This is a genomic window from Pseudomonas sp. S1(2024), assembly GCF_046557535.1.
The window spans coordinates 16427-30428 of the sequence record NZ_JBKGFP010000086.1; the positions used below are offsets into that span (position 1 = coordinate 16427).

Genomic DNA, 14002 nt, shown 5'->3' on the forward strand with positions numbered 1-14002 from the left:
TACAGTATAACGTGCTCCCCAAGGGCCGTGCTTGCCGCGAGTCAGCAGCTACCGGCTATGCCAGCTCGACACGGTTGCGTCCCGATTCCTTGGCCCGGTAAAGCGCCGCATCGGCGCGCTTGAGCACCTGATCGCCGCGCTCGCCGGGACGGAATGCACCCAGGCCGATGGACGTGGTGATCACCACCCGTTCGCCCTTGAAGTGGAACGGGCACGCCTCGACCGTGGCCCTCAGCATCTCGGCTATCTGGGCAGCGGCAGCCGGCGAGGTCTGCGGCAGCAGCAGGACAAACTCCTCGCCGCCAAACCGGGCGATGAAGTCATGGCTGCGCAGGCGCTTGCGCAACTGGTCGGCGACGATCTTCAAGACCTTGTCCCCAGCCAGGTGCCCATAGCTATCGTTAATACGCTTGAAATGGTCCAGGTCGAGGATCGCCATCGCCAGATGGCCGCCGTGTGCCTGCCATTCGAGCATTTCGCGCTCAACCCGCTCGCTCCAGGCCGCACGGTTGGGCAGGCCGGTTAGGGGATCGAGCAAGGCCTTCTGGCGCTGCTCTTCCAAGTGCTCACGGTAGCCGAGCGCCTCTTGCTCCATGTTCGCCACCCGCTCCGACAGCCCTTGCAGGCGTCCAGCCAGCTCCTGTTCGCGGCGATCACGCTCATGCTTGTGCTCATCCATGGTCACCAATAGGCCTTCCAGGCGGTTTTCCAGAATGTGCTTGAGGCTGTCGACGTCGGCGGCACCTTGCACACTGCTCTGCAACCCATCGACGTGCTCACGCAGCTGGGTATCCAGCTCGCGAGCGGCCGAGCTGTTGTCGGCATGGCCGGCGCTAGCCTCGTGCAGGTGGCTCTGGAAACCTTCCAGGCGTTCGTTGAGCTGCTGCAGGTAGGTTTCGAATTCGTGCTGGCCGCTGTCGGTGATCGCCAGCATGAGTACAGCCAGGTCATCCAGCACCGGTATCAGCTCATACCAGTTCAAGCCGCGGGCAACGCGTTCACGCATCTCTAGCGCCTGGGCCTTGTGTCGCTCCGGCAGGCTGAGGTCATCGAGCAAGCCGATCAGAGTGTGCTCGATATGCTCGGCAACCTGGCTGTAGGGCGGCTCCACCGCGTAGGGCAGGGCGTAGGGGCCATCTTCGCCAAAGGTTTCTTCGAGTGTTTGCGCCGGTCCTGCTTCAACCGGCGGCTCGCTGGCGATAGCTACCGGTGCCGATACATCGTCCGGGAACGGCTGCGGCAGCGGGGCTGGTGACAGTTCGGCCGTTTCGATAAGCGCCGGGCCTGGTGCCTCCAGCTCGGGCTCCGATATTACGAGTGCTTCGACAACAGAAGCTGAGGAGGCTGGCAGCGGCTGTAGCGCGTCCATGTCGCCGAGCTGCGGGGCATCGGCACCGGCAGGTGCCGCCAAGGGCTGCGCCTCGGCAACCGGCAGCGCCAGTGGCACAAGCGCTGGCTCGCCTTGCACGCCATCCTCGCGGCTGCCGAACAAGCGCTGCAAGAAGCCGGGGCGGGCCTCCTCCGCCGATTTGCCCAAGGCTGACAGCGCGCGGCCCTGCAAGCCGCTCAACTCGCCCAGCAACGGTGGCAGGTCGCGTGACTGGGCCACTCCGCCATTGAGCTTCTTCGCCAGCTTTTTCAACGGACGCGACACATCGTTCGGCAATGGCAGACCTTGCAGCTGGTCGACCAGCGCTGTCAGCGCATCGCTGACCTGGTTCATGCGGGCTTCCCGACGCTGTTCGGAGTCCAACACCGCCTTCTCAAGACGAGGAATCAACCCGGCAAGGCCGGCGTCCATGTTGTCGCTGCGGATGACCTCGCGCATTTCCTTCATGCACTGGTCCACCACCTTGTCGCTGCCTTCGGCAGCCAGGGTGCTGCGTACCAAGCCGCGACGCAGCAGGTCGAGACGGGCGTCCCAACGGCGTTCGAGCTTTTCCTGCTGCTCGATGCTTTTCAGGTATTTTTCTTTCCAGCGCTCAGCGTCTTCAGTCATGCCCGGGTCCGCAAACGGTGATGGCAATTAGCTCAGGACCGGCAGCGTATCCACAGTCAATGCATCAGGCAATCGAATCTCGACAGCAACGGGAAGGTGGTCGGAAATTGGCTGCGCCAGCACCTCGACACGCTCCAGCGTGAGGCTTGGGCTGAGCAGGATATGGTCCAGGCAACGCTGTGGACGCCAGCTGGGGAAAGTGGCCTCGACTTGCGGGGCAATCAGGCCCAGGTCGCGCAACGGCGAGTGCTCCAGCAGGTCGGTGGCATGGGTATTCATGTCGCCCATCAGCACCTGATGGCGGTAGCCGCCAATCAGCTCGCGGATGTAACCCAGTTGCAGGGCGCGGGTCTTGGCGCCGAGGGCCAGGTGCATCATCACCACGATCAGCGCATCTTCGCCCTCACCAAAGCGCACCAGAATCGCACCCCGCCCAGCCGGGCCGGGCAATGGGTGATCCTCGAGCAGTTGTGGCTTCAAGCGGCTGAGCACGCCATTGCTGTGCTGGGCAAAACGCCCGAGGTTGCGGTTGAGTTGCTGGTACCAGTAGGGGAAGGCACCCAGGTGGGCAAGGTGCTCGACCTGGTTGACGTAGCCCGAGCGCAGGCTGCCGCCATCGGCCTCCTGCAAGGCTACCAGGTCGAAGTCGCCCAGCAGTTGGCCAATCTTCTGCAGGTTGCCGGCACGCCCGTTGTGCGGCAGCAGGTGCTGCCAGCTGCGGGTCACGTAATGCCGGTAGCGCTCGGTGCTGATGCCCACCTGGATGTTGAAACTGAGCAGCCGCAGGCGACCATCCTCAGGGAGGCCAGGGGCCTGCAGGTGATGCTCGTTGACCTGCGGCTGGTGCAGGCCAATGCCACGCGCGGTTCTGAAGCGGCGCATGGGTTACGCCGCCTACTTAGCGGCGCGCTCCTTGGCGATCAGCTGGTCGGCAACGTTCAGTACGCCTTCCGGCCCGCCGGCGGTACCCAGGTCGAAGCGGTACTTGCCGTTGACCACCATGCTCGGTACGCCGGTGATCTCGTACTTCTTCGCCAGTTCCTTGGCCTGGTTGACCTGGCCCTTGATGGCGAACGAATTGAAGGTGGCGAGGAACTTGTCCTTGTCCACGCCCTGGGTGGCAAGGAAGTCGGCCATGTCCTGCGGGTCGGTCAGACGCTTGCGCTGGTTCTGGATGGCATCGAACACTGCGGCGTGCACCTTCTGCTCGACGCCCATGGCTTCGAGGGTCAGGAACATCTGGCCGTGGGCGTCCCATGCGCCACCGAACATGGCTGGTACGCGCTTGAAGTTGACGTCCTTGGGCAGTTTATCGACCCACGGGTTGATGGTCGGCTCGAAGTGGTAGCAGTGGGGGCAGCCGTACCAGAACAGCTCGACCACTTCGATCTTGCCAGGTACGGAAACCGGAACAGGGTTGCTCAGCTCGAGGTATTCCTTGCCAGCGACAGGCTCGGCGGCCTGGACGGCAGTCATACCGAATACGCTGGCAGCGACCAGCGCGGCGCTGAGAATCAGTTTACGCATGCTTTACTCCTGGGCAGTCATTGGTCGCCACGACGCGACCTGCACTGAGACAGGCCGGGAAGGGGCCGAGTTCTGTAGTGTAACGGCTGCGGACGGAAAAAAGGGCGGTCCGGCCGCCCTTTCATCATTGGCCTACAACATTAACTGAAAGTTAATGCAGCCCCTGGATGTAGCTGGCCAGCGCCTCGATGTCGTGATTGCTCAACTTGCCGGCGATGGTGCGCATGGTCATGGCATCGCCATCATTGGTGCGGTGGCCTTCGCGGAAGTCGGTGAGCTGCTTGGTCACGTACTGCGCGTGCTGCCCGCCCAGGTGCGGGAAACCGGCCAAGGCGATACCCGCGCCGTTCGGCGAGTGGCAGCCGGTGCAGGCAGGCATGCCCTTTTCCAGGTCTCCACCGTTGAACAGCGCCCGGCCACGCTCGACGAGCTTGGGATCGGCAGCACCCACGCTACCTTTCTGGCTGGAGAAGTAGGCGGCTATATCAGCCAGATCCTGGTCGCTGAACGCAGCCAGCATGCCGGTCATCTCCAGCACGGTACGCTTGCCTGACTTGATATCGTGCAATTGTTTTTCAAGGTAGCGCTGGCCTTGGCCGGCCAGTTTCGGGAAGTTCGGTGCCAGGCTGTTGCCGTCGGGGTTGTGGCAGGCGCCACAGACGGCCGTCTTGGCCTGGCCGGCGGCGGCATCGCCTTTGACGGGTTGCGCAGCAGTGGCCGCACCTGCGACACCCAGGGTCAACAGCAGACTCACGACTAGTTTGTTCATCAGCTAATCCAACACGGCTAAGGGTGAAATGTTATGTATCGGGACTGCCACTCATCCAAAGGATGACCAAACGGTAGTCCTCGGCACTGCAGTCCATGCACAATCCACGCGGCGGCATAGCCTTGAAACCCTGGGTCACGTGCTTCACCAGTACATCCATGCCTTGCGCCAGCCTTGGCTCCCATGCTGCCCGGTCACCCTGCCTGGGTGCCTGTGGCAACTGCCCGGTGTGACAGGCCGCGCACGTGCGGTTGTACAACACCTCGGGATCCTGTGTAGCCTGTGCGCTGAAAAACGGCAGGAACATACCGACAGCAAGCAGCCATTTCGCCATGCGGAACGACCTTCAGGGTTGGGGGCCGCGCTGCGTTCTGTTGCGCGAGCTATTGTTCGACACCCCATGCCCGTTCTCCTTCGCCGGGAGAATGAGCACACAAAAACTGGGGCATTATATACTTCCGCCATCCAAACGGAAACGACACCGCTTGCCAGGCTCGGGCCTATTGAGTCAGGCAACACCCACATCGGATATCCCATGCAAGTCAAGAACCCCATCCTCGGCCTCTGCCAGAAAGCCAAATTCGCCCTCAGCGCTGCCAAGGTCGAACAATGCCCGGACGACCAGGGTTACGAGGTGGCTTTCGCCGGCCGCTCCAACGCCGGCAAATCCAGCGCCCTCAACACCCTGACCCATGCCAGCCTGGCACGCACCTCGAAAACCCCCGGGCGCACCCAGCTATTGAATTTCTTCAGTCTGGACGATGAACGGCGTTTGGTCGACCTGCCAGGCTACGGTTATGCAAAAGTCCCGATTCCGCTCAAGCAGCACTGGCAGAAACACCTGGAAGCCTACCTGGGTAGCCGGGAGTGCCTGCGTGGCGTGATTCTGATGATGGACGTGCGCCATCCGATGACCGACTTCGACAAGATGATGCTCGACTGGGCCAAGGCCAGCAGCATGCCGATGCACATCCTGCTGACCAAGGCCGACAAGCTGACCCACGGCGCGGGCAAGAACACCCTGCTCAAGGTGCAGTCGGAAATCCGCAAGGGTTGGGGCGATGGCGTGACCATCCAGCTGTTCTCGGCGCCCAAGCGCCTGGGCGTGGAAGAGGCGTACCGGGTGCTGGCGGACTGGATGGAACTGGAAGACAAGCCGGTAGCCTGAGGCCTGCACCGTTCCCTCTGGGGGAAATTACTGTGGGAGCGGGCGTGCCCGCGAAGAATCCAACACGGAGCATAGCCCGGGCTTCTCCCAGGTTCGCGGGCACGCCCGCTCCTACAGCGCTCTTCACCGGACTCAAGGCAAATTCCGGGCAAAAAAAACCCCGGACTTCGTATGGGGAGGGGGAAGTTCGGGGTCCAAGTCCGGACCGCTAGGGCGGGGTCCAGATATCTGCCAACACTTAACACAACATAGGAGCATCGAAAGGCTTCACCAGCCATTCAGTTACTCTGAGTTCCGCTTCACCGGTTTAGTTCCAGAGCCCTGAAAACTATTTGCGATAGTTTCATGAAACCTCAGCACCGCTGGCACTGAGCAGTGCCGGATCCGCATCGCTACAACACGGATCCTACACAGCTTTCCCCACCCGATCAGTGAGCTTCGTCCCAATTCGCACCAATTCCTGCCTCGACCAGCAGCGGCACGTCCAGTTGCGCGGCCTTGCTCATGTGCTGGCGAATTTCATCTTTCACCAGCTCCACCAGGTCCTCGCGCACTTCCAGCACCAGTTCGTCGTGCACCTGCAGGATCACCCGAGCATCCAGCCCGCTCTCGCTCAGCCAGTTATCCACATTGACCATGGCCCGCTTGATGATGTCGGCCGCAGTGCCCTGCATCGGGGCGTTGATTGCCGTGCGCTCGGCGCCTCTGCGCAGGGCCGGGTTCTTGGCATTGATATCCGGCAGGTACAGGCGGCGGCCGAACAGGGTTTCTACAAAGCCTTGCTCCGCCGCCTGGGCGCGGGTGCGCTCCATGTACGCCAACACGCCCGGGTAGCGGGCGAAGTAGCGGTCGATGTAATCCTGCGACTGCTTGCGGTCTACGCCGATCTGCTTGGCCAGGCCAAAGGCGCTCATGCCGTAGATCAGGCCGAAGTTGATGGCCTTGGCACTGCGGCGCTGATCGGTGGTGACGTCTTCCAGGGCTACGCCGAATACTTCCGCCGCCGTGGCGCGGTGCACGTCCAGGTTGTTGCGGAAGGCATGCAGCAAGCCTTCGTCCTTGGCCAGGTGGGCCATGATGCGCAACTCGATCTGCGAGTAGTCCGCCGCCAGCAGCTTGTAACCCGGGCTGGCAACGAAAGCCTGGCGGATGCGCCGGCCTTCGGCAGTACGGATCGGGATGTTCTGCAGGTTCGGGTCGCTGGATGACAGTCGACCGGTGGCCGCCACCGCCTGCTGGTATGAGGTGTGGATACGCCCGGTGCGCGGGTTGATCTGCCCCGGCAGCTTGTCGGTGTAGGTGCTCTTGAGCTTGCTCAGGCTGCGGTACTGCATCAGTACCTCCGGCAGCGGGTAGCCTTGCTCGGCCAGTTCGTCGAGCACCGCTTCTGCCGTGGATGGCTGGCCCTTGGTGGTCTTGCTCAGCACCGGCATGCCCAGCTTGTCGTAGAGGATCGCGCCCAGTTGCTTGGGCGAGCCGAGGTTGAACTCCTCACCGGCCAGCTCATAGGCGCGCTGCTCGAGCTCGGCCATCTTTAGCCCCAGCTCACCGCTCTGCACCTGCAGCAACGCGGCATCGACCAGCGCCCCCTGGCGCTCGATCTTGGCCAGCACCGGCACCAGCGGCATCTCGATGTCCATCAACACCGGCTGCACGCTTGGCGTCTGTGCCAGGCGCGCCTGCAGCGCCTGGTGCAGGCGCAGGGTGATGTCGGCATCTTCGGCAGCGTAGGGGCCGGCCTTGTCCAGGTGGATCTGGTTGAAGGTCAGCTGCTTGGCGCCTTTGCCGGCGATATCCTCGAAGGCAATGGTGGTATGGTCGAGGTACTTCTGCGCCAGGCTGTCCATGTCGTGACGGGTGGCGGTGGAGTTCAGCACGTACGACTCGAGCATGGTGTCGTAGGCAACGCCGCGCATTTCGATAGCGGGCGAGCCATTGGCAAGGATGTTGATATCGTACTTGGCGTTCTGCCCGACCTTGGCCTTGGCCGGGTCTTCCAGCAGTGGCTTCAGCGCCTGCAGCACGGCAGTGCGGTCCAACTGGGCCGGCGCGCCTTCATAGTCGTGGGCCAGCGGCACATAGGCCGCTTCGTGCGGTTCAACGGCGAACGACAGGCCGACCAGCTGGGCCTGCTGAGCGTCCAGGCCGGTGGTCTCGGTGTCGAAAGCGAACAATGGCGCCTGGCGCAGCTTCTCCAGCCAGAAGTCGAAACGGGCCTGGTCGAGAATGGTTTCGTACCTGGGCTCGACCTTGGCCACCTGCTCCGCGACCGGCGCGATTTCGTCACCGGCCTTGGCAGCGTCACGCTGCACCTCGGCGATCCAGCTCTTGAATTCCATCTCGGTGTACAGCGCCAGCAACGCGTCGCGATCAGGTTCGCCGCACACCAGGGCATCTACTTCGATATCCAGCGGCACATCGACCTTGATGGTAGCCAGCTCATAGGACAGGAACGCCGCGTCGCGGTGCTCTTCCAGCTTGGCCGGCAGGGTCTTGGCGCCGCGAATGGCCAGCGTCGGGACCTTGTCCAGGTTAGCGTACAGGTCGCTGAGACCGCCGCCGATACCGGTCAGCAGGCCCACCGCGGTTTTTTCGCCCACGCCCGGCACTCCGGGGATGTTGTCGACCTTGTCGCCCATCAGCGCCAGGAAGTCGATGATATGTTCCGGGCCGACGCCAAATTTCTCGTGCACGCCAGCCACGTCCAGCACGCTTCCGGTCATGGTGTTGACCAAGGTAATGTGCCCGTCCACCAGCTGCGCCATGTCCTTGTCACCGGTCGAGATGATCACCGGGCGGTCCAACGCGGCGCTGCTGCGCGCCAGGGTGCCGATCACGTCGTCGGCCTCGACCCCCTCGACGCACAGCAGCGGGTAGCCCAGCGCCTTGACGCTGGCGTGCAGCGGCTCGATCTGTACCCGCAGGTCGTCAGGCATGCTCGGGCGGTTTGCCTTGTATTCAGCGAACATGGCATCGCGGAAGGTGCCACCCTTGGCGTCGAACACCACCGCGAACAGGCTGTCGGGGTATTGCTTGCGCAGGCTCTTGAGCATGTTCAGCACCCCCTTCACCGCGCCGGTCGGCATGCCCTTGGAGGTAGTCAACGGCGGCAGCGCGTGGAAGGCGCGGTACAGGTAGGAGGAACCGTCCACCAGGACGAGGGGCGCTTGGCTCATGAGCAGAATCAACCTTTTCGACGGGTCCGGCGCTAGAATAGCCAGAATCATTGACGACAAAGGGACAAGGTTATCATGCGTACACTCAATCGCCTGTTACTGCTCGGTCTGTTGGCCACCATGCCTGTCGTCACCCTGGCGGCGGAAGACGCCCCCTCGGCCGATCCCGAGGTGACCATTCGCACGGAAGGCGACAAAACCATCCAGGAGTACCGGCAGAACGGGTTCCTGTATGCGATCAAGATCACGCCGAAAAACGGCAAGCCTTATTTCCTGGTACGCGCCGATGGCTCTGATGGCAATTTCATTCGTTCCGACCAGCCGGACATGCTGATTCCGTCCTGGAAGATCTTCGAGTGGTAATCTGACGCGCACCGTTCACATCAACCCGGCACTTCCCGGCGGAAGTGCCCGTATGGGCAAATTTTCATCATGTCAGTCTTCACCCCCGTGACCCGGCCTGAGCTGGAAACCTTTCTGGCGCCGTACGCGCTGGGTCGTCTGCTCGATTTCCAGGGCATCGCCGCCGGCACCGAGAACAGCAATTTCTTCGTCAGCCTCGAACAGGGGGAGTTCGTCCTGACGCTGATCGAGCGCGGGCCCAGCGAGGACATGCCGTTCTTCATCGAGCTGCTGGACACTTTGCATGCAGCCGACATGCCGGTGCCCTATGCCATACGCGACCGCGACGGCAATGGCCTGCGCGAGCTGTGCGGCAAGCCGGCGCTGCTGCAGCCACGGCTGTCGGGCAAGCACATCAAGGCACCGAACGCCCAGCACTGCGCCCAGGTCGGCGAGCTGCTGGCCCACATTCACCTGGCTACCCGCGAGCACATCATCGAGCGCCGCACCGACCGCGGCCTGGACTGGATGCTGGCTTCGGGTGCCGAGTTACTGCCGCGCCTTACCGCCGAGCAAGCCGCGCTGTTGCAACCGGCGCTGGATGAAATCAGTGCGCACAAGGCACAGATCCTGGCCCTGCCACGGGCAAACCTGCATGCCGACCTGTTCCGCGACAACGTGATGTTCGAAGGCACCCACCTGACCGGTGTGATCGACTTCTACAACGCTTGTTCCGGGCCGATGCTGTATGACATTGCCATCACCGTGAACGACTGGTGCCTGGATGAACACGGCGCGATCGATGTGCCACGCGCCCAGGCGTTGCTGGCGGCCTATGCGGCGCTGAGGCCGTTCACCGCGGCCGAAGCCGAACTGTGGCCGGAGATGTTGCGGGTAGGCTGCGTGCGCTTCTGGCTGTCGCGACTGATTGCAGCGGAATCGTTTGCCGGGATGGATGTGATGATCCACGACCCGAGCGAGTTCGAAGTGCGTTTGGCGCAGCGTCAGCAGGTGGCCTTGCACCTGCCGTTTGCCCTCTAGTCCAGCTTCTGCTTCTTCGCGGGCATGCCCGCTCCCACAGGGATAACACAAACCTCAAGGTTGTCGTTGTACCTGTGGGAGCGGGCGTGCCCGCGAAGAGGCCGGTACAGGCTTACAACTGTTCCAGGCACCCAACCAGGTCGCCACCCAGCCTCTCCAGCAAACGCTCATAGCCCTTGCCATCCACCGGGTCGGTACCGCCCAGGGCATCCAGCTCGGCCAGGCGCACCGGCAGCCCGGCGGTCAAGGTCTCGGCTAGCCGCGGCCGCAGCGGCGGTTCGCTGAACACACAGGTCTTGCCCACTTCCTGCAGGCGCTTGCGCATGGCTGCCACGTGCTGCGCACCCGGCTGCACCTCGGACGCTACGCTGAACACCCCGGTGTGCTTCAGGCCATACTCGGCCTCGAAATAGTCGAATGCTTCGTGAAACACGAAGTACGGCTTGCCGGCAATCCCGGCCACCCGCGCCTTGATCCGCTTATCCAATGCGTCCAGGCGTTCGTCGAAGGCCTTGAGGTTGCTCTGGTAGCGCACCGTATTGGCCGGATCGATCTGCGCCAGGTCAGCCGCCATTTTCGCTGCAATCACACGCGCGTTGACCGACGATAGCCACAGGTGCGCGTCCAGGCTGCCCGGGCGGTGGTCGTGGTCATGGTCGTCGTGGTCTTCTTCCTCATGGGAATGGCTGTCCTCGCCAAAATGCCGAAGCTTCATGCCCGGTAGCCCCTGCACGGCCACAGTGGGCTTGCTGCGATTGCCCAGTACCCGCGGCAGAAAGCCTTCCATGTCCGGGCCGATCCAGTAAAGCAGGTCGGCATCGCCTACCCGCCGTACGTCGGACGGGCGCAGCGCGTAGTGGTGTGGCGAAGCCCCCGGAGGCAGCAATACCTCAGGGGTGCCAACACCGTCCTGCACGGCAGCGGCAATCTGCTGCAGGGGTTTGATACTGGTCAGCACGCGCACGTCGGCCTGGGCGGAAAATGCGATGAAAGCGACAAAAAGGACTAGGAATCGGGACACGGTGAATACTCGAGTCGTCAGAAACAGGTAACATAATAACGTCTCCATCCAGAACCGTCGCTGCCCATGTCCATCACGCCGCTGGCCAACCGTCCTCACGATCATTCCCATTGCGTACACAGCGCATTGGCTGAAGCCGACGCCTTGTGCACCCGCCAGGGCCTGCGCCTGACCGCGCTGCGCCGTCGAGTGCTGGAACTGGTGTGGCAAAGCCACAAGCCGCTGGGCGCCTACGATATCCTCGCCGTGCTCAGTGAGCAGGACGGCCGCCGTGCCGCGCCCCCCACGGTGTACCGTGCGCTGGACTTCCTGCTGGAAAACGGCCTGGTGCACCGCATCGCCTCGCTCAACGCCTTTATCGGCTGCAGCCACCCGGAACACCTGCACCAGGGCCAGTTCCTGATCTGCCGGGCCTGCCATGTGGCAATCGAACTGGAACAGGACAGCATCAGCGAAGCCATCATCAGCAGCGCCAAGGGCGTGGGCTTCGCGGTCGAGACCCAGACGGTGGAAGTGGTCGGCCTTTGCAGCAATTGCCGGAGCGCGGCATGAGCGATGCACTGATCCGCCTGGAGCAGGTCGGTGTCACCTTCGGTGGCGAGGCGGTGCTCGACAGCATCGACCTGTCAGTCTCACCTGGCCAGATCGTCACGCTGATCGGCCCCAACGGCGCGGGCAAGACCACCCTCGTGCGCGCCGTGCTCGGCCTGCTCAAGCCGCACCGCGGCAAGGTTTGGCGCAAGCCGAAACTGCGCATTGGCTACATGCCGCAAAAGATCCAGGTCGATGCCACGCTCCCGCTGTCAGTGTTGCGCTTCTTGCGCCTGGTGCCCGGTGTAGACCGCGCGGCAGCCTTGTCGGCGTTGCAGGAAGTAGGCGCCGAGCAGGTCATCGACAGCCCGATCCAGACCATTTCCGGCGGCGAGATGCAGCGCGTGCTGCTGGCCCGCGCCCTGCTGCGCGAACCCCAGCTGCTGGTGCTCGACGAGCCAGTGCAGGGCGTAGACGTAGTTGGCCAGACCGAGCTGTACAACCTCATTACCCGCCTTCGCGACCGTCACGGCTGCGGCGTGCTGATGGTTTCCCACGACCTGCACCTGGTGATGAGCGCCACAGACCAGGTGGTGTGCCTGAACCGCCACGTGTGCTGTTCGGGCCACCCCGAGCAGGTCAGCGGCGACCCGGCATTCGTCGAGCTGTTCGGCCAGACCGCCGCACCCAGCCTGGCCATCTACCACCACCATCACGACCACAGCCACGACCTGCACGGCTCGGTGGTCGCCCCTGGCACCCATGTTCACGGAGCGCACTGCAAGCATGGCTGATTTTCTTCTCTACGCCCTGCTTGCCGGTTTGTCCCTGGCGCTGGTGGCCGGCCCACTGGGCTCCTTCGTGGTGTGGCGGCGCATGGCCTATTTTGGCGACACCCTGTCCCACGCCGCCCTGCTCGGCGTGGCCCTGGGTTTTGCTCTGGACGTCAGCCCGGCGCTGGCGGTAACCGTGGGCTGCCTGTTGCTGGCGATCTTGCTGGTTACCTTGCAGCAACGCCAACCTCTGGCCTCCGATACACTGCTTGGCATCCTCGCCCCCAGCACCTTGTCGCTGGGCCTGGTGGTGCTGAGCTTCATGCATGATGTCCGCATCGACCTGATGGCCTATCTGTTCGGCGACCTGCTGGCCATCAGCACTACCGATCTTGCCTGGATCCTCGGTGGCAGCGCGCTGGTCCTGCTGCTGCTCGCTGCACTGTGGCGGCCGTTGCTTGCAGTCACCGTGCACGAGGAGCTGGCCATGGTCGAGGACCTGCCGGTGGCCGGGCTGCGCATGGCGCTGATGCTGCTGATCGCGGTGGTGATTGCCGTTGCCATGAAGATCGTCGGGGTGCTGCTGATCACCTCGCTGCTGATCATTCCTGCCGCTGCGGCGCAACGTCACGCCCGTTCTCCCGAACAGATGGCCTTGGGCGCCAGCCTGCTGGGCGTGACCGCGGTATGCGGCGGCCTGGCTCTGTCCTGGTTCAAGGACACCCCTGCCGGCCCATCGATCGTGGTCTGCGCGGCGGTGCTATTCTTGCTGAGCCTGGCCCTGCCAAAACGCTGAAAAACAGGGCGTGTGAAGGCGCGCCCTGCAACCTTTCCGCACGTAAAGGGTCTGTAAGACTTGTTTTCGAGCGTGCGCACCTGGGTGTAGACTTGCTCGCTTTTTGCGCAAATAGAGAGTCGCAGGAATGAAGCCGTTCGCCTCCCGTTATCTGCTTGTTGCCGCGTTTTCCCTGTTCCTGGCTGCGTGTTCAAACGCGCCGGTCGAGCAGGCCACCGCACCTGCCCAAGCAGATGCCTGGCAGCAATTGCAACAGAACATCGCCAGCAACGAGCTGGCCACCGCCGAAGACCAGCTGGCAGCCCTGCAGGCCCAGGCGCCGGATGACGCGCGCCTGGAGCAATACCAGCGCCAGCTTGCCGAAGCCTACCTGCAACGCAGCCAGATCTTCCTGCAAAAGGGTGATGTGAACGCTGCCGCCACAGCCTTGGCCCGTGCCCGCGCGCTGATGCCGCAGGCCCCGGCGGTTACCGGTGGCGACGCCGTGACACAGGCGCGCAAGGCCGAGCTGGAGAAAGCTGAAGCGGCGTTGAAAGCGGCCGAGGCCAAGCCCAAGGCGCGCATCATCGACCCGGCTGCACCGAGCACCGTGGTGGCCTTGAAGACCACCGACAGCCGCGCCATGCGTCGCCAGCTGGATGACATTGCCGCCGATGTGGTGAGTTATCAGTGCGACGTGGTGTTCCAGGTGCCGCGCACCGAGGATGCGCCTTGGCTGAAGACCTTGCTGGAGAAGCGCGTGCGCAAGATCGACAGCGGGTTCGAGTTGAAGCAGAAGCATGAGATTCAGCGGTCGTTGCCGGCGCAGGTGGTTCTGGTTCCGCATCAACAATAAGCCTCCCGGGCCCTATCGCCGGCA

The 14002-nt window shown here is 63.2% G+C and carries 13 protein-coding genes and 1 pseudogene; 7 read left to right on the forward strand and 7 right to left on the reverse strand.

Translation table 11 applies throughout. The features are described 5' to 3' along the window. Positions 1-55: 55 nt before the first annotated feature. The 5 genes and pseudogenes from ACLCGK_RS23570 to ACLCGK_RS23590 form a co-directional block, all read right to left on the reverse strand. On the reverse strand, positions 56-1999 hold the full coding sequence (locus ACLCGK_RS23570; protein WP_410953084.1) for a diguanylate cyclase: 1944 nt from the start codon (positions 1997-1999) through the stop codon (positions 56-58). A gap of 27 nt (positions 2000-2026) precedes the next feature. Further along, positions 2027-2859 (reverse strand): annotated as a pseudogene (locus ACLCGK_RS23575) (endonuclease/exonuclease/phosphatase family protein). Between the two features lie 34 nt (positions 2860-2893). After that, the gene (gene dsbA / locus ACLCGK_RS23580; protein ID WP_003256950.1) at positions 2894-3526 is read right to left on the reverse strand and encodes a thiol:disulfide interchange protein DsbA; all 633 of its coding nucleotides are present in this window, start codon (positions 3524-3526) and stop codon (positions 2894-2896) included. Between the two features lie 151 nt (positions 3527-3677). Continuing rightward, entirely contained in the window at positions 3678-4295 is a 618-nt protein-coding gene (locus tag ACLCGK_RS23585; RefSeq protein WP_410953085.1) for a c-type cytochrome, read from the reverse strand. A gap of 31 nt (positions 4296-4326) precedes the next feature. Continuing rightward, entirely contained in the window at positions 4327-4629 is a 303-nt protein-coding gene (locus ACLCGK_RS23590; RefSeq protein ID WP_015268479.1) for a c-type cytochrome, read from the reverse strand. A 201-nt stretch (positions 4630-4830) separates the two neighbouring features. Between ACLCGK_RS23590 and yihA the strand changes: the two genes are divergently transcribed. Next, positions 4831-5463: a ribosome biogenesis GTP-binding protein YihA/YsxC gene (yihA, locus tag ACLCGK_RS23595; RefSeq protein ID WP_015268478.1), complete on the forward strand. Its 633-nt coding sequence runs from the start codon at positions 4831-4833 to the stop codon at positions 5461-5463. A gap of 428 nt (positions 5464-5891) precedes the next feature. Here the strand turns inward: yihA and polA are convergent, their stop codons facing one another. Continuing rightward, positions 5892-8639 (reverse strand): DNA polymerase I, encoded by a 2748-nt coding sequence (gene polA / locus ACLCGK_RS23600; RefSeq protein WP_410953086.1) that lies wholly within the window; start codon positions 8637-8639, stop codon positions 5892-5894. A 75-nt stretch (positions 8640-8714) separates the two neighbouring features. On the opposite strand from polA, the gene ACLCGK_RS23605 reads away from it, so the two are divergent. Further along, complete coding sequence (locus ACLCGK_RS23605; RefSeq protein ID WP_015268476.1) at positions 8715-9002, forward strand: DUF2782 domain-containing protein; 288 nt, start codon at positions 8715-8717, stop codon at positions 9000-9002. Between the two features lie 69 nt (positions 9003-9071). After that, positions 9072-10022, forward strand: coding sequence for a homoserine kinase (locus tag ACLCGK_RS23610; protein WP_024087954.1), 951 nt, complete (start codon positions 9072-9074; stop codon positions 10020-10022). 112 nt (positions 10023-10134) lie between these two features. Here ACLCGK_RS23610 and ACLCGK_RS23615 read toward each other — a convergent pair whose 3' ends face one another. Next, on the reverse strand, positions 10135-11091 hold the full coding sequence (locus tag ACLCGK_RS23615) for a zinc ABC transporter substrate-binding protein (RefSeq protein WP_410953087.1): 957 nt from the start codon (positions 11089-11091) through the stop codon (positions 10135-10137). 18 nt (positions 11092-11109) lie between these two features. Between ACLCGK_RS23615 and zur the strand changes: the two genes are divergently transcribed. The 4 genes from zur (at position 11110) to ACLCGK_RS23635 (ending at position 13978) form a co-directional block, all read left to right on the forward strand. Beyond that, positions 11110-11595, forward strand: coding sequence for a zinc uptake transcriptional repressor Zur (gene zur, locus ACLCGK_RS23620; protein ID WP_013970312.1), 486 nt, complete (start codon positions 11110-11112; stop codon positions 11593-11595). After that, positions 11592-12368 (forward strand): zinc ABC transporter ATP-binding protein ZnuC, encoded by a 777-nt coding sequence (gene znuC / locus ACLCGK_RS23625; protein WP_410953088.1) that lies wholly within the window; start codon positions 11592-11594, stop codon positions 12366-12368. The genes zur and znuC overlap by 4 nt, the downstream gene beginning before the upstream one ends. Beyond that, complete coding sequence (gene znuB / locus ACLCGK_RS23630; protein WP_410953089.1) at positions 12361-13143, forward strand: zinc ABC transporter permease subunit ZnuB; 783 nt, start codon at positions 12361-12363, stop codon at positions 13141-13143. The genes znuC and znuB overlap by 8 nt, the downstream gene beginning before the upstream one ends. 127 nt (positions 13144-13270) lie before the next feature. Continuing rightward, positions 13271-13978 carry a PA5502 family lipoprotein gene (locus ACLCGK_RS23635; protein ID WP_236222962.1) on the forward strand — a complete coding sequence of 236 codons (708 nt, stop codon included), beginning with the start codon at positions 13271-13273 and terminating at the stop codon, positions 13976-13978. The last annotated feature ends 24 nt before the right edge of the window (positions 13979-14002 follow it).